We start from the raw sequence: 15,978 nt of genomic DNA, 5'->3' as shown, positions 1-15,978 counted from the left end.
GTGAATTTAACAGATATTTATTTAGGCGTTGCAATGTTTATTGCTATGGTACTTGTACTAGTAGCAATAATCTTGTTTGCAAAATCAAAATTAGTCAGTAGTGGCGATGTCACTATTTTAATTAACGATGATCCAGATAAAGCCATCACAACTAAACCTGGTACTAAATTACTTGGTGCATTAGCTGATGCTGGTATCTTCGTATCTTCTGCGTGTGGCGGTGGTGGCTCTTGTGGCCAGTGTCGTGTAGACGTTAAAGAAGGTGGTGGTGAGATTTTACCAACCGAGCTTGACCACATTACTAAAGGTGAAGCACGCCAAGGTTGTCGTTTATCGTGTCAGGTTTCGATTAAAAATGACATGAAAATCGAACTTGAAGAAGAGATTTTTGGTATTAAGAAATGGGAATGTGAAGTTATTTCTAACGATAACAAAGCAACTTTCATTAAAGAACTTAAGCTTAAAATCCCTGAAGGTGAGGTTGTACCTTTCCGCGCCGGTGGTTACATTCAAATTGAAGCGCCAGCTCACCATGTGAAATATGCAGACTTCGATATTCCTGAAGAGTATCGTCCAGATTGGGAACGTTTTGGCTTCTTTAAACTTGAGTCTAAAGTTGATGAAGAGACAATCCGCGCTTATTCAATGGCGAACTACCCGGAAGAATTCGGTATTATTATGTTGAACGTGCGTATTGCTACGCCGCCGCCAAACAACTTGTCATTACCTTGTGGTAAGATGTCTTCGTACATCTGGAGCTTAAAAGAAGGTGATAAAGTCACTATTTCTGGTCCATTTGGTGAGTTCTTCGCGAAAGACACTGATGCTGAAATGGTCTTCGTAGGTGGTGGTGCTGGTATGGCGCCGATGCGTTCACACATTTTTGACCAATTACGTCGTATCAAGTCTAAGCGTAAAATGTCGTTCTGGTATGGTGCGCGTTCTAAGCGTGAGATGTTCTATGTTGAAGATTTCGACATGCTTGCGGAAGAAAATGACAACTTTGAATGGCATGTTGCATTATCAGACCCACAACCAGAAGATAATTGGACAGGTTACACAGGGTTTATCCATAACGTACTTTATGAAAACTACTTGAAAGATCATGAAGCACCAGAGGATTGCGAATTCTACATGTGTGGTCCACCAATGATGAATGCCGCAGTTATCGGCATGTTGAAAGACCTAGGTGTTGAAGATGAAAACATCTTGTTGGACGACTTCGGTGGTTAATCGGATTCATTATTAATGAAAATGATTTTAAAGATATGGCTAGCCCTTATAGGGCTGGCCTTTTTTGTTTCATGTAGTGAACAAAATAAAGAGCAAGGGGCACATTTACAAGGTAGAACCATGGGTACTACTTACAATGTGCGTTATTATCCTCAACAGCCTATAGATTCTAAACTAGTTCAAGATAAAATTGATTTGAGCTTGCTGCAATTAAATCAGCAAATGTCGACCTACATTCCAGACTCACAAATTAGCCAATTTAATAAGATGCAGTCAACTGAGCCGATGCAAATCGATGATGGTTTTGCTTATGTTGTTGACCAAGCAATTGAGCTTGCTAAATTAAGCCAAGGTGCTTTGGATATCACGGTTGGCCCGTTGGTCAATTTATGGGGTTTTGGACCTGATAAAAAGCCGACACAATTACCGTCAGATCAACAACTTGGTCAAATTGACGATTATGTTGGCATCAATAAATTATTATTGGATGGCAATCAGTTGTCTAAGACTGATCCTAGGGTCACAATAGATTTATCAGCGATCGCCAAAGGTTATGGTGTTGATGTTGTCGCAGAGGTGCTTGAGTCTTTCGAAATTGACAACTACCTAGTTGAAATTGGTGGAGAGATGCGCCTTAAAGGACACAAACCACAAAAGCAATCTTGGTTAGTTGCAATCGAAAAACCTCAGTCATTAGAGCGAAGTGTTCAACAAGTTTTGAATGTGGGTAACAACGCCTTGGCTACGTCCGGTGATTATCGCAATTATTTTGAGCAAGATGGCATTCGCTATTCACATACTATTGACCCTATAACAGCCAAACCAATTAGGCATAAGTTAGCTTCTGTGTCAGTTGTTGCAGAAAACTGTACATTGGCAGATGGTTGGGCAACAGCGTTAAATGTATTAGGGCCAGAAAAAGGTTATAAGTTGGCGTCTGAATTGGGACTTGCGGTTTATTTAGTGATAAAATCTGATGAAGGCTTTGAAGTAAAGTACACCAAAGCATTTGAGCCGTATTTAGTGCAATTTTAGTGGGTAATTAAATGACAACTTTTTTATTAGTTTTCGCTGCATTTTTGATTATTGTTTCTGCTATGGCAGTAGGTTATATTTTTCAAAAAAAATCAATCTCTGGTAGTTGTGGCGGCTTAGGTTCGGTTGGCATTGATAAAGTTTGTGATTGTGATGATCCGTGTGATAAACGTAAAGCTAAAATGAAGCGTGATCAAATGTTAAATGAGAACCGCATTATTTAGTCTTACAACTTACTTCTATCTGCGAGTGTGTATTAACTGAAAGTTGCTGCAGGCACAGTGGCATAGAAGTTCAAGTCGGTTGGGATATTTTTGCAAAATTTGTCTTAATCTAGCTTTCAAGGGATATTCGTCCTTGAAGGCTAATTCCTGTCGTCATCCATGACTCCACCTCAACAGACTGCGAAGCGTTGCTTCGGTTCTGTTTCGCCCTACCGATTGGACGTTTTGCAAAAACACACCCAACCAACTTTCATAGCTCTTCCGTCGCCAGTTTAGACCCCCTACCCATTTATCTTTTCAACAATTCTAAGCAAATTATCGTCTAGCTGTTTAATAGCATTCATCAAAACCATGTGTTCGTTTTTGCTAATGCCTTTCATCATAGGTTGGCTGATATTGCTCAGGGCTTTGTTTAGTGCAACTAAGACTTCTTTGCCTTGTGGGGATATTTTAATGATGGCTTTACGTTTGTTGTCTGGTACGACACGACGAATTATCCAATTTTTGCCGCTGAGCCAGTCGAGTAGGCGAGTAATCGCAGCTTTGTCTTTACCGGTTTTTTTTACTAGAGCACCTTGCTCAATACCCGATTCAGGAATTAAGTTGAGTAAAAAGTAAGCCTCCGGGGTAATTTCATAACCCGTTTGTTTAAACACTGCTTTTAACATGCCTTTCATGTTAAAAGCGAGCTGGTGAATTTGGTAACCGAGCGTTTTTTCAATATCGACTGGCTTATCCATTTATTCGCCCCGAGACTTATGCTTGGATAAATCGATTGATTTGCTGAATGATCCCAGCTTCATCTAATTGTAAGATTTGATAAAGTTCAGCTTGCGTACCGTGTTTGACGAATTCATCTGGTACGCCAATCTGCAGTACTTGGCAGGCTAGTTTATTTTTAGCCAATACTTCAAGTACTGCGCTACCAGCCCCACCTTGCACGCAGTTATCTTCAATGGTAACAATCACTTTGTGTTGCGATGCAGCTTCAATAATTGCTTGCTCATCAATCGGTTTTACAAAACGCATATCCCAATAACTAGCATTTAGGGTTTGAGCTGCACGCTCTGCGAATTGACCAAGGTGACCAAAATTGAGTAGAGCAATATGCTCACCCGTCATTTTTTTGTTCGCTTGACCAATTGGCAACACCGCCATATTTGAATCGATAGTCGCTTGTGGGCCTTGTCCTCGCGGATAACGCACAACAGCAGGTTGATTTGCTTGATAGCCAGTGTTGAGCATTTGACGACATTCATTCTCGTCACTAGGCGTCATAATAATTAGATTTGGTATACAGCGTAAATAACTGATATCGAATGTGCCTTGATGAGTTGGGCCATCAGCACCGACGATGCCCGCACGGTCAACCGCAAACAATACAGGTAGATTTTGCAATGCGACATCATGAATTAGTTGGTCATAGCCACGCTGTAAAAAGGTTGAATATATTGCAACAACAGGTTTTAAACCCTGAATTGCCATTCCTGCTGCTAATGTAACTGCATGTTGCTCAGCAATTGCAGTGTCAAAATATTGCTTTGGATATTCACGAGAAAACTTGACCATCCCAGAGCCTTCACGCATGGCAGGTGTTATGGCCATTAGCTTCGGGTCTTGTTTGGCGATGTCACACAACCATTGACCAAATATTTGTGAATAGGTCGGTGACTGAGGTTTTTTACTGGGTAATTCTGATTTGGTTAAATCGAACTTTGGTACAGCATGATATCCAATTGGGTCTTGTTCAGCAGGGTGGTAGCCTTTTCCTTTTTTGGTGATTATATGTAAAAACTGCGGTCCTTTAAGGCTGCGCATGTTTTTTAATGTTTCCACCAAACCTTGCACATCATGTCCATCAATTGGGCCAATATAATTAAAGCCTAGTTCTTCAAAAATGGTGCCAGGCGCTATCATACCTTTTAAATGTTCTTCGGCTTTGCTTGCCAGTTCTTTAATGGGTGGTAAACCACTTAAGATTTTTTTGCCGCCCTCTCGAAATGAGGTATACACTGAACCAGATAATAACTTGGCTAGGTGTTGATTTAACGCACCGACATTTTCTGAAATTGACATATCGTTATCATTTAATATAACCAACATGTTTTTCTTTAAATCGCCTGCATGATTTAACGCTTCAAACGCCATACCTGCAGTAATGGCACCATCCCCAATAATAGCTACAGCTTGGCGATTTTTCTTTTCTTGTTCAGCAGCAATAGCAATGCCTAACGCTGCACTTATAGAAGTGGAGGAGTGACCAACACTCAAAGTATCGTATTCACTTTCTTCACGCCAAGGGAAAGGGTGCAAGCCGTTAAGTTGTCGAATGGTATGAATTTGTTCGCGACGGCCTGTCAGTATTTTATGTGGATAGGCTTGATGACCAACATCCCAAATAATTTGATCAAACGGCGTGTTGTACACATAATGCAGTGCAACTGTTAATTCAACAGCGCCTAAACCCGAAGCAAAATGGCCACTGCTTTGGCTGACACAGGCTAATAAATATTGTCTTAATTCGTGTGCGACTGCAGGCAATTCAGCTACCGGCATGCTACGCAAGTCTTCCGGTTCGTTAATAAGCCTAAGCAGTGGGTATTTGTTAATATTAATTGTCATGAGCGCCGTTAATGTTTGCGTTGAACTATAAATTGAGCAAATTCAAATAATGCTTGAGTATTGTAGGGAAGATTGTCCAATTGCTCTAGTGCATTCTGAAATACTTGGTTGGCTTTTTCTATAGCTGACTCTAAACCAAGGATTCCCGGATAGGTACTTTTATTGAGTTTTTCGTCTGAACCTTGCGGCTTGCCCAGCATTTCAGTCGTTGAGGTCACATCTAAAATATCATCTTGGATTTGAAATGCTAAACCAATAAGTCCGGCAAACTCGTCGAGTTTTGTTTTAGATGTCTCATCAATGTTTGGGCTGCAAGCAGTTGCCATATTAACCGCGGCTTTCAACAAGGCGGCTGTTTTAAGTAAGTGAATATTCTCAAGTTCACTTACGGTCAGTTGACGATTTTCACCAGCTAGATCTAGAGCTTGTCCACCACACATACCTAGGTAGCCAGAGTGCTTAGACAGTTCTTTCATCCAAGCAACTTTAATTTCAGCACTGACGTTGGCATTAGCAATTAGTTCAAATGCAAGTGTTTGTAAACTGTCGCCAGCCAAAATGGCAGTCGCTTCGTTAAATTGAATGTGACAAGTTGGTTTTCCTCGGCGTAATTCGTCATCATCCATTGCGGGTAAATCATCATGTACTAATGAATAACTATGGATGCATTCTAGTGCTAAAGCCGCAGGCAACATGGTTTTGTCTTCAATATTGAGCATTCGGCCGACAGTGTACATTAAAAAAGGGCGAATACGTTTACCACCATTACTTACGCTATAGCGCATGGCTTGGTGGAGCTCATTAGCGACTTGGTCGTCAATCTGGGCAAACGCACTATCGATTTGTTGGTTAAACCAATCTTGGAAGTTTCGTAGTTCGGTAACAATGCTCATTATTTCAAATCTTCAGGGTTGCATTGTATCAGCTCGATGTGCTCGTCTTTTTGCTGGAGTATTCTTATTTTTTGTTCAGCTTGTTGGAGTTTTTGCTGGCTAGCTCTAACTAGCGCAACGCCACGCTCATATTGCTTTAGAGCATCTTCAATGGTTTGCTGGCCGCTGTCCATTCGTTCAACCAATTGTTCTAATTCTTGAATGCTCTCTTCGAGAGACATATTTTCTGGTTTTTTCATCGCCATAGTATGCTCTTAATTAACTGCAGTGCTGTTATTTTAAAGGCAGCAATTTTAGCCTTAATTGGCTGAATGCCAAAGCACCAATTCACTTTTTGTCACTTGATTGTATTATATTTGAACAATATAGGGCGAATAGTAGTGACAAAAAAACACTTAGCGAAAAATAATTTACTTAAGCTAGTATTAACTGAATGAAAAAGCTAAATATTTTGCTGGTATTGTCGATAATTGAGTTAAAATAAATATAAATCATTGGTTTTTCTTGGAGGCGTATAGTGGATTTAGCAACGGTCATTGGAATAATTGGGGCGGTTGGCTTTATTGTTATGGCGATGATGCTAGGTGGCGACCTCGGTATGTTCGTTGATGTGCCGTCTGTACTCATCGTTTTTTGTGGTTCATTATTCGTTGTATTGTCTAATTTTACCATGGGGCAGTTTTTTGGCATTGGCAAAGTCATGGGCAAAGCCTTTATGTTTAAAATTGAAACCCCAGAAGAACTGATTCAAAAATCAGTCGAAATGGCCGATGCCGCCCGTAAAGGTGGCTTTTTAGCGTTGGAAGAGGCGCAGATTGACAATCCTTTTATGCGTAAAGGGGTCGATATGTTGGTTGATGGTCATGATGGAGACGTCGTAAAAGCTACGCTATCGAAAGATATTGAATTGACAACTGAACGACATGAAGCTGGTGTTGGTTTGTTAAAAGCTTTAGGTGATGTTGCTCCTGCCATGGGGATGATAGGTACACTTATTGGTTTGGTTGCAATGTTGTCAAATATGGATGATCCAAAAGCTATCGGCCCAGCCATGGCGGTTGCGTTATTGACAACTTTATATGGTGCATTCTTATCTAATGTTATCGCGCTGCCATTAGCCGCTAAGTTAAAGCTGCGAACCGAAGAAGAAAAACTCAATCAATTATTAATTTTAGATGCAATATTGGGTATTCAGGACGGTCAAAACCCCAGAGTGATTGAAGGAGTGCTTAAAAACTATATTGCTGAATCTAAACGAGCCGTAGGGGAGGACGCCTAATGGCGGATGATTGTCCTCCCTGTAAAAAATGCCCTCCCGAAGGTTTACCTGCGTGGATGGGCACATTTGCAGATTTAATGTCGCTATTAATGTGCTTTTTCGTACTGTTGTTGGCTTTTTCTGAAATGGATGTACTCAAGTTTAAGCAAATTGCCGGTTCAATGAAGTTTGCATTTGGTGTACAAAATAAGCTAGAAATCAAAGATATTCCAAAAGGTACCTCTGTTATTGCCCAGGAATTCCGACCAGGTCGACCGGATCCAACTCCGATTGAGACTATCCAACAGCAAACTGTCGAAATGACCCAACAAACACTCGAGTTTGAAGCCGGTGACGAAGATTCTTCCGGGGGACGTCAAAAACAACGTGGTGACCAGCGTGGTGGCACAGCGTCCGATACGGCAAACCAGCAGTCATCGACAGCTGAATCAACTGCCAGTGCTGAAGAAATAAGCGAGTTAGTTAAAAAAATAGCGCAACAGCTAGAAGAACAAATTGTCGATGGCGCAATTGAGTTAGAAAGCCTAGGTCAACAAATTATTATAAGAATCCGTGAAAATGGTGCGTTCCCTTCTGGATCAGCGTTTCTTCAATCTCAATTTAAACCTATCATTCAGCAGGTTGCGAAACTTTTAACGCAAGTTCCTGGCGAAATTACCGTATCCGGACACACAGATAATCAGACTGTGACCTCAGAGCTATATGCATCTAACTGGGAGTTATCTTCTAAACGTGCCGTCGCAGTTGCACACGAAATGGTGCGTACACCTGGGTTCGACCCAAATCGATTAATTGTTGTTGGCCATGCGGATACTCGGCCGCTCGTGCCAAATAATACGCTTGACAATCGTCGGCGTAATCGACGGGTTGAAATTGCTATTATGCAAGGTAAAGCAAAAGAGTCAGATCCGATCACAGTATCTCCATAGTTTGTTGGTTGCAGCCTCTCTAATGAGGCTGCATTTTCTATTCAATCTGCAGGTTAAAAGCTGTATAATCGCCAGCCTTTTTAGTCGCTACAAGTAATCTGTCATGATCAAGTTTATTGTCAAAATGCACCCTGAAATTTCAATCAAGAGTCGCTCGGTGCGTCAACGTTTTACCAAAATTTTAGAAAGCAATATTAAAAACGTTTTGCGTAAAGTAGACGAAAAAGCTTGGGTTCAACGCCAGTGGGATTGTGTTGAAGTTAGAGGGAGTGACGATAAACGCGATATTTTAATTGAGCGCTTGCAGTGTATACCGGGTGTTACAAACTTTTCTGAGGTGAAGCAATATCCATTTAAATCGTTTGATGATACATGTGACATTGTATTGCCGCATTGCCAGAGCCAGCTTGAAAATAAAAGCTTTTGTGTGCGGGTAAAGCGCCGTGGTAGCCACGATTTTAAATCAAAAGATTTAGAACAATACGTAGGTGGATACTTAAACCAAACGATAGCTTCTGCAAAAGTTAAGCTTAAAAACCCTGATGTGACTGTGATGCTAGAAGTTGCAAACGACCAATTGTTCGTCATGGGAGATAAATATAAAGGATTGGGTGGTTTTCCAATTGCAACACAAGACGAAATTTTAAGTTTGATTTCTGGTGGATTTGATTCAGGTGTTGCAACCTACGAAACAATGCGCCGTGGAATCAAAACACATTTTATCTTTTTTAACTTAGGTGGCTCAGCACACGAGATTGGTGTAAAGCAAGTTTCATATTATTTGTGGGCCAAATATGGAGTTTCTCATCGAGTTAAATTTGTTTCAGTCGATTTTCAACCGGTCGTTGCGGAAATTTTAGAGAATATCGACAATGGTCTGATGGGGGTTGTGCTCAAACGTATGATGCTTAGAGCTGCAAGTTTAGCCGCAAAACGTATGGGCATTAAAGCGTTAGTGACAGGTGAAGCGTTAGGGCAGGTCTCGAGCCAAACTTTAGCTAATTTAGCGGTAATTGATAAAGTAACTGACACACTAGTCGTGCGTCCGCTCGTAACCATGGACAAACAGGATATTATTGATGTCGCCCGTAAAATTGGTACCGAAGATTTTGCTAAAACAATGCCAGAGTATTGCGGCGTTATTTCTCAGCGACCAAATATTGCGGCACCAGAAGACAAGGTAATCGCAGCTGAAGAAAACTTCTACATGCCACTCATAGAGCAAGTTGTTGATAACGCTAAATTGTATGATATCAAAGAGTTAAAAACTGAAACTGAGCAAACGGTCACCGAAGTTGCAAGCGTAACTGAAATTCAAGCCAATCAGGTTGTAATTGATATACGCTCAGTTGAAGAGGAAGAACTTGAACCGTTGGAACTTGCAGAAGATGTTGAGGTGGTTCATATTCCATTTTTTAAGCTTGCAACCCAGTATGAAAAACTTGATCAATCAAAAGAGTATTTATTGTATTGCAAAAAAGGCGTAATGAGTCGTTTGCAGGCGTTGTATTTGCAAGAGCAAGGGTATCAAAACGTTAAGTTATTTAATCTACTTTAATACTGTGCTTCCAGCTGCTTTACCTGCTGGTAAAGCGCTTGGTTGACTGGTAGTTTAAGCGCATATCTAGCTGCAATGTTTAATAAGTGGCCAGTAATAAAGTCGATTTCTGTCTGGCGCTTACTTGCCACATCTCGATTCATAGATGAAAAATTATCAGCGGTTTTATTGATAATATCAAAAACCGCTTGTTCAATTTTATCTATCGTTAATTGTGGGCAAACCAATTGAGCCACCAAATTAATTTCATCCAATAAAGCTTTCACTTTGCCGGTGAAAAACTGTTCTGTTAATCGACCATTTTGAATTTGATAAATAGCAGTCAGTGGGTTAATAGCGCAGTTAATAAAAAGCTTTTGCCACAATATTGTTTGTATATTTGGTTGCCAACTGGCTTGCGGCCAACTTTCAACTAACTGAGCTAGGCTATCTGATTTAGCATTGTTGCACTCGAGTAAAACCTCACCGATTCCAGTTTGAATGACGTCTAGTTTATTTCTCGCGAATGCCGCGTAAGTTGTGGTGGCAGATAACACCTTAGCGTTTGGTAGTAGCGATTGCACAATATGTTTGGTGCCCATGCCGTTGTGCAGCAATACAATACTGGCGTTGTCTACTATGGTTTGTTGCTTTAGTAATTGCTTAATTGCGTCTTCTACCTGATAAGCTTTAACTGTGATTAATAAGTTAGTTATCGGTGAGTTAGCTGGTGGCAAACTCAAGTTAAACTCACGCTGATTAATATCGGTAAATTTTAGCCTGGAGTTTTGCGAAAAAGACGCAGAAACACCGCGAATAACCGTATTAAACGGTAAGGCGTTTGTATAACAATGATGGGCTATGGTTGCGCCTATCGCGCCGCAACCCAATATAGTAAGCATGATAATCTTGTTTTAAATAATAAAAGCAAACATGTTGTAGTGCCAGCCATATCCGCCATCCAGTCGGCTATACTCGCTTCACGTGCAAAAAAGCTGCCTTGTAAACACTCGATAGACGCGCCATAAATGGCAAAAAATACCACTATCATTACGATATTAAACTTCAAATGAGGTTTAGTTTGATCTGTAAGTTGTTGACTAAAGCTTAAACAACTTAAACCCGTTAAGGTTGCAAATACAATAAAATGGGCAACTTTATCAAAGTGTGGGAACAGGTTGGTACTGTTTGGATCTACTGGTGCAAAAAACAAATAACTCGCGTAAACAAAAGTACAGACGGTAACAAATTTTACAAATAGGGGCTGCCGAACAAAGTCTAACATTCTAATAATGACTACAGGTAACAAAGAGGCCGCTATAATACTCGATTTTGCATTGCTTTCGTAGGCGAATATTTTAACTATTTTTTAGTATTTATGGGCAAATAATGCTGATATGGCAGATGTTTTTCGATACAATAGCATGATTTTTTATTGTGTACCTCATCACGCAACCCGATCTGATTGGATAAAACTGAATGCTAAAAGATAGTTTAAATAACGTTCATGTGAACGACGAAACCGTATTAATTACGCCTGAAAAACTAAAACAAAACTTACCGGTTTCGGAAAAAGCATTAAATTATATTGCCCAAGCTCGTGAAACCTTATCAAACATTATTCACGGTAAAGACAAAAGATTAATTGTTATCAGTGGCCCTTGTTCAATTCATGATGTTGATGCAGCTATGGCATATGCCAAGAAGCTGAAAAAACTTCATGATGAATTAGGTGATAGCCTATATGTTGTTATGCGTGTCTATTTTGAGAAACCTCGTACAACGGTTGGTTGGAAAGGTTTGATCAATGATCCTAACATCGACGGAAGCTTCAATATCGAGGCTGGTTTGCACAAAGCACGCAAGCTACTTATTGATTTAGCTGAATTAGAAATTCCAATGGCAACCGAAGCGCTCGATCCTATCAGCCCTCAATATTTGGCCGAAATGTTCAGTTGGTCTGCCATTGGCGCTCGTACAACTGAATCACAAACGCACCGTGAAATGGCTAGTGGTTTATCTATGCCGGTTGGATTTAAAAATGGCACGGATGGAAGTTTAGACACTGCGATCAATGCTCTTAAGTCAGCTGCTTCACCGCATAACTTTATGGGTATAAATCAGCAAGGTCAGGTTGCGGTCATTTCTACCAGTGGCAATCCTGATGGGCATGTCATTCTACGTGGCGGTAAAACACCAAATTATGATGCTGCGAGTATTGCAGAGTGTGAAGAAAAACTTAAAAAAGCCGGTTTGAACGATGCATTAATGGTTGATTGTAGCCATGGCAACTCAAACAAAGACTACAGTCGTCAACCTATTGTGGCGCGCGATATCATGCAACAAATTGTAGATGGGAATCAGTCTATTATTGGTATTATGCTTGAAAGTCACTTAAACGAAGGCAATCAGTCTGCAGATTTGAATTTATGTGACATGAAGTATGGCGTTTCGATTACTGATGCATGTATTAATTGGGATACAACCGAAGATTTGTTACGCGAAATGGCTGATAAGTTAGTCGGCCCATTAGCAGCGCGTCAATAGGCCAATACTGAATGAGCGAGACTACACTGACTGAGCAGTTAACGCAGGTAGAAACTCAAATTGAAGATCTGCTAAAACAAAAAGCAGAGCTTGAACAAAAAATTAAACAAGCTAACTTACAGCACGCCCAGCAGACTACTAACAGCAATAAACGTATTGTTGTTGTTGGTGGTCGTGGCAAATTAGGTTCATTGTTTGTACGTTTGTTTACTGAGTTAGGTCACTCGGTTAGTGTATTTGAACAACAAGATTGGAACAATGCTCAACAAATTGTTGAGCACGCAGATCTGGTTGTTGTGTCTGTACCAATCAATTTAACCTCATCGGTTATCAAACAATTGGTAGGCTATCTTTCCGCCGAGACCATATTGGCCGATTTAACCAGTGTCAAAGCTCAGCCATTAGCTGATATGCTTGAATATCATGCGGGACCTGTTGTTGGTTTGCATCCTATGTTTGGCCCAGATGTGCCGGATATTCATGATCAGGTAGTCGCTTATTGCGATGGTCGCACGCCGCAACAATATCAATGGTTACTCGATTCATTGGCATTACTTGGCGCTAAATTAACCAAAGTAACGGCCGAGTCGCATGATAAATCGATGGCATTTATTCAGGTGATGCGCCACTTTTCCACTTTTGTTTATGGCTTACACCTACAACAAGAAAACCCAAAAATTACCGATTTAATTAGTTTAAGTTCGCCGATTTATCGCCTTGAACTTGCCATGGTCGGTCGCTTGTTTGCACAAGACTCACAATTATACGCAGACATCATATACTCAAATCCAGCAAACTTTCAGTTATTAAAACGATTTGCAGAGCGCTTTAATGAGGGTATTCAGTTATTAGAAAGTGGTGATAAAGCGTTATTTAAACAAGAATTCGCAGATGTACGCCGCTGGTTTGGCGATTATGCCGAACACTTTTTAAAAGAAAGTCGCGTAATGTTAGAAGCTGCTCACCATTATTCTGAGCTAGAAATCGATTGAATTTTATTCATTTCTTCTTGATCGAACTCTATGTGGTTGAAGGTTTGTATCATATCTGAAAATTTTCCTATGATTATTGAAAATTGTATGCACTTAGTAAGTGCGGTGCACCAATTTGTGGTACACTTCTGGTGCGCAAACAACAAGATAGAATTCAGTGCAACAAAGCTGTACTGAACACATGGGAGATAGAAATGAAAGATAAGTCTGATATCGGCCTAGTAGGTTTGGCTGTAATGGGTGAAAACCTTGTCTTAAATATGGCGAGCAAAGGTTTTACTGTTACTGCATATAACCGTAGCTATGACAAAGTTGAAAAATTTTTGAATGGCCGAGCAGCAGGTAAAACGATTCGTGGTGCTAAAAACGTTGAAGAGTTAGTTAACTCTTTAGAAAAGCCACGCAAAATCATGTTGATGGTTAAAGCTGGTCAAGTTGTCGATGATTTCATTGAGCAGTTAATTCCTCATTTAGATGCTGGCGATATTATTATCGATGGTGGTAATACTCACTTCCCTGATTCAAACCGCAGAACTGAGTATTTAGCAAGCAAAGGCCTACACTACATAGGTAGTGGTGTATCAGGTGGTGAAGAAGGTGCGTTAAAAGGTCCTTCAATCATGCCTGGTGGTGCTAAAGAAGCATGGCCATATGTAAAAGATATCTTCCAAGGTATTTCTGCAAAAGTAGCTGACGAAAATGGCGATTTAACCGTACCATGTTGCGACTGGGTAGGCGATGCAGGTGCAGGCCACTTTGTGAAAATGGTTCACAATGGTATTGAATATGGTGACATGCAGTTAATCTGTGAAGCTTACCAACTGATGAAAAACGTATTAGGCTTAACAGCTGACGAAATTCATGAAGTGTTTGCTAAGTGGAACGAAACTGAGTTAGACAGCTACTTAGTTGAGATTACCCGTGACATTTTTGCTTATAAAGATGAAAACGGCGAGCCATTAGTAGAAAAGATTTTAGATACTGCTGGTCAAAAGGGTACTGGTAAATGGACAGGTGTTGTAGCGCTTGACCTTGGTGTACCACTTACTTTGATTGCTGAATCAGTATTTGCTCGTTGTATTTCTGCACAAAAAGAAGAACGTGTAATTGCATCTAAAGAAATTGAAGGCCCAGCTGTTTCTTTCACAGGCGACAAAGAAGCCTTTATCGAAGATTTACGTCAAGCATTGTTAGCATCTAAGATGGTTTCTTACGCACAAGGTTATGTACTTATGCGTGAAGCTGCAAAAGAGTTTGGCTGGGATCTTAACTACGGTGGCATTGCATTAATGTGGCGTGGTGGTTGTATTATCCGTTCTGCATTCTTAGGTAAAATTAAAGAAGCTTACGATAACAACCCAGAGTTATCTAACTTATTGTTAGACCCATACTTCAAAGACACAGTCGTGAGTGCACAAGCTGGTTGGCGACGTGTAGTGGGTACCGCTATCGCAAATGGTATTCCAGCACCATGTTTAAGTGCTGCATTAACTTATTTCGATGGCTACCGTACTGAGCGTTTACCTGCAAACTTATTGCAAGCTCAACGCGATTACTTCGGTGCGCACACTTATGAAAGAACAGATCGTCCACGTGGTGAATTCTTCCATACTAACTGGACTGGTCGTGGCGGTGACACTGCTTCTACAACTTACAACGTATAAATTAATTTATACCGCTAAGTAATCTTAAAGCCGTAATACTTGCTTGCCTGCTTAATGTATTACGGCTTTTTTGTGCATGAAATTCAACCTAGCCACTCAATAATTGGGTGTAAAAATCTAGCTAGGTAGATAAGTAATAGCAATGCACCTGCAAGCGCAACAATGCTTATAGTTAATCGAAATACTAACCGGCGGGTATTAAATTGCTGTGTTAGTTGTAGTTGAGCTAAAGTACTGCGTTGCGATTGGCTTGAACATTGGCAGCAAGCTTCAATCGTTTGACAGTAAGTGTTTAAATCTGTTGCTTCAATCTGTTGCAATGCACGCACATCCGCTTCAATTTCGAGCGTATTCGAAAAGCGCCGATAAAAGTTAGCTGCAATTTGTTTTGGCCAAACTTTAGTTAACCAGCTAACCAACAACTTCCTTAAATTATCTTTGTGTAGCTTATGTGCAAGCTCATGTGCCAGCACCAGCGACAATTGTTGTTGACTAAGAGTTTTTATAAGTTGGCTTGATACGAATATTTCAGGCTTTAGTACCCCTGCACACCAGGCTAACGGTTTATTGGAGTCTATTACTTTAAAGCCTTGTTGGGTTTCTTTAGAAAAATTTCTCAAGGCTAAAAGGTAAGACTTTGCCAATCTCACTTGGCGAATAACCAAAGTGAATATAACGAATAAAATCATTAGCAGTAGGGCGGTTAAATAGTGAAGAGGTGCATGGTTTTCTGGCAACGTCATCGCATGTGGCTGGCAGTTATTTCCATGGCAGTGTGGGAGCACAATATTTGGAAACAGGTTAGGGTTAAACAAAACCAGCACAGTTAACAGCGCAATACATAAAGGCAAGGCCGACAGTAATAAGTAAATATTGGACGGTAAATTACGCCACGTGCTGGTTAAATTAGTGATTTTACGCAGTAAAAATTGATAAAAACCAGCTTGTACCAATGCGCTAATGGTAAAAGACAATGCAAATAACAAAATAATTTGACCAATTGCTTGGGCGATATCCAGCATG

At 40.4% G+C, this 15,978-nt stretch carries 16 protein-coding genes; 9 read left to right on the top strand and 7 right to left on the bottom strand.

The window, feature by feature from the left end:
* The 3 genes from nqrF to nqrM are packed head-to-tail and all read left to right on the top strand — an operon-like array spanning position 1 to position 2,492.
* A complete protein-coding gene (nqrF, locus tag DS2_RS04330) occupies positions 1–1,233 on the top strand; it encodes an NADH:ubiquinone reductase (Na(+)-transporting) subunit F (RefSeq protein ID WP_081754185.1) in 1,233 nt (410 codons plus the stop codon).
* A gap of 15 nt (positions 1,234–1,248) precedes the next feature.
* Positions 1,249–2,268, top strand: coding sequence for an FAD:protein FMN transferase (locus DS2_RS04325; protein ID WP_035013416.1), 1,020 nt, complete (start codon positions 1,249–1,251; stop codon positions 2,266–2,268).
* A gap of 11 nt (positions 2,269–2,279) precedes the next feature.
* Positions 2,280–2,492: a (Na+)-NQR maturation NqrM gene (gene nqrM, locus DS2_RS04320; RefSeq protein ID WP_026016973.1), complete on the top strand. Its 213-nt coding sequence runs from the start codon at positions 2,280–2,282 to the stop codon at positions 2,490–2,492.
* Between the two features lie 281 nt (positions 2,493–2,773).
* Here nqrM and DS2_RS04315 read toward each other — a convergent pair whose 3' ends face one another.
* From DS2_RS04315 to DS2_RS04300, 4 genes are read right to left on the bottom strand one after another with little or no spacing between them, the layout of a single operon-like run.
* Entirely contained in the window at positions 2,774–3,232 is a 459-nt protein-coding gene (locus DS2_RS04315) for a MarR family winged helix-turn-helix transcriptional regulator (protein ID WP_035013415.1), read from the bottom strand.
* A gap of 16 nt (positions 3,233–3,248) precedes the next feature.
* Entirely contained in the window at positions 3,249–5,114 is a 1,866-nt protein-coding gene (gene dxs / locus DS2_RS04310; protein ID WP_035013414.1) for a 1-deoxy-D-xylulose-5-phosphate synthase, read from the bottom strand.
* A gap of 8 nt (positions 5,115–5,122) precedes the next feature.
* A complete protein-coding gene (locus DS2_RS04305) occupies positions 5,123–6,007 on the bottom strand; it encodes a polyprenyl synthetase family protein (protein WP_035013413.1) in 885 nt (294 codons plus the stop codon).
* The gene (locus tag DS2_RS04300) at positions 6,007–6,252 is read right to left on the bottom strand and encodes an exodeoxyribonuclease VII small subunit (protein WP_035013412.1); all 246 of its coding nucleotides are present in this window, start codon (positions 6,250–6,252) and stop codon (positions 6,007–6,009) included. The genes DS2_RS04305 and DS2_RS04300 overlap by 1 nt, the downstream gene beginning before the upstream one ends.
* 272 nt (positions 6,253–6,524) lie before the next feature.
* On the opposite strand from DS2_RS04300, the gene pomA reads away from it, so the two are divergent.
* The 3 genes from pomA to thiI all read left to right on the top strand — a co-directional run bounded on the left by pomA (position 6,525) and on the right by thiI (position 9,773).
* Positions 6,525–7,286 carry a flagellar motor protein PomA gene (gene pomA, locus DS2_RS04295; RefSeq protein WP_035013411.1) on the top strand — a complete coding sequence of 254 codons (762 nt, stop codon included), beginning with the start codon at positions 6,525–6,527 and terminating at the stop codon, positions 7,284–7,286.
* Entirely contained in the window at positions 7,286–8,215 is a 930-nt protein-coding gene (locus DS2_RS04290) for a flagellar motor protein MotB (protein ID WP_035013410.1), read from the top strand. Before pomA ends, DS2_RS04290 begins: the two co-directional genes overlap by 1 nt.
* A gap of 106 nt (positions 8,216–8,321) precedes the next feature.
* Positions 8,322–9,773: a tRNA uracil 4-sulfurtransferase ThiI gene (thiI, locus tag DS2_RS04285; protein ID WP_035013484.1), complete on the top strand. Its 1,452-nt coding sequence runs from the start codon at positions 8,322–8,324 to the stop codon at positions 9,771–9,773.
* Here the strand turns inward: thiI and DS2_RS04280 are convergent.
* Together DS2_RS04280 and DS2_RS04275 are read right to left on the bottom strand one after the other, a co-directional pair.
* Positions 9,770–10,654 carry a ketopantoate reductase family protein gene (locus tag DS2_RS04280; RefSeq protein ID WP_081754184.1) on the bottom strand — a complete coding sequence of 295 codons (885 nt, stop codon included), beginning with the start codon at positions 10,652–10,654 and terminating at the stop codon, positions 9,770–9,772. The two genes, thiI and DS2_RS04280, sit on opposite strands and share 4 nt — an antisense overlap.
* Positions 10,624–11,037 (bottom strand): VanZ family protein, encoded by a 414-nt coding sequence (locus DS2_RS04275; RefSeq protein ID WP_035013409.1) that lies wholly within the window; start codon positions 11,035–11,037, stop codon positions 10,624–10,626. Before DS2_RS04275 ends, DS2_RS04280 begins: the two co-directional genes overlap by 31 nt.
* Positions 11,038–11,231: 194 nt before the next feature.
* On the opposite strand from DS2_RS04275, the gene DS2_RS04270 reads away from it, so the two are divergent.
* From DS2_RS04270 to gnd, 3 genes are all read left to right on the top strand, one after another.
* Positions 11,232–12,299: a 3-deoxy-7-phosphoheptulonate synthase gene (locus DS2_RS04270; RefSeq protein WP_035013408.1), complete on the top strand. Its 1,068-nt coding sequence runs from the start codon at positions 11,232–11,234 to the stop codon at positions 12,297–12,299.
* 11 nt (positions 12,300–12,310) lie between these two features.
* Positions 12,311–13,291: a bifunctional chorismate mutase/prephenate dehydrogenase gene (gene tyrA, locus DS2_RS04265; protein WP_035013407.1), complete on the top strand. Its 981-nt coding sequence runs from the start codon at positions 12,311–12,313 to the stop codon at positions 13,289–13,291.
* A gap of 194 nt (positions 13,292–13,485) precedes the next feature.
* A complete protein-coding gene (gene gnd, locus DS2_RS04260; protein ID WP_035013406.1) occupies positions 13,486–14,955 on the top strand; it encodes a decarboxylating NADP(+)-dependent phosphogluconate dehydrogenase in 1,470 nt (489 codons plus the stop codon).
* An 83-nt stretch (positions 14,956–15,038) separates the two neighbouring features.
* On the opposite strand, the gene DS2_RS04255 is transcribed toward gnd, so the two are convergent.
* Positions 15,039–15,977: a M56 family metallopeptidase gene (locus DS2_RS04255; RefSeq protein WP_035013405.1), complete on the bottom strand. Its 939-nt coding sequence runs from the start codon at positions 15,975–15,977 to the stop codon at positions 15,039–15,041.
* Between the last annotated feature and the right edge of the window lies 1 nt (position 15,978).

The organism is Catenovulum agarivorans DS-2, assembly GCF_000568405.1.
Lineage (GTDB): Bacteria > Pseudomonadota > Gammaproteobacteria > Enterobacterales > Alteromonadaceae > Catenovulum > Catenovulum agarivorans_A.
The sequence above is the reverse complement of the archived record's forward strand: the minus strand, read 5'-3'. Positions and strand labels throughout refer to the sequence as shown.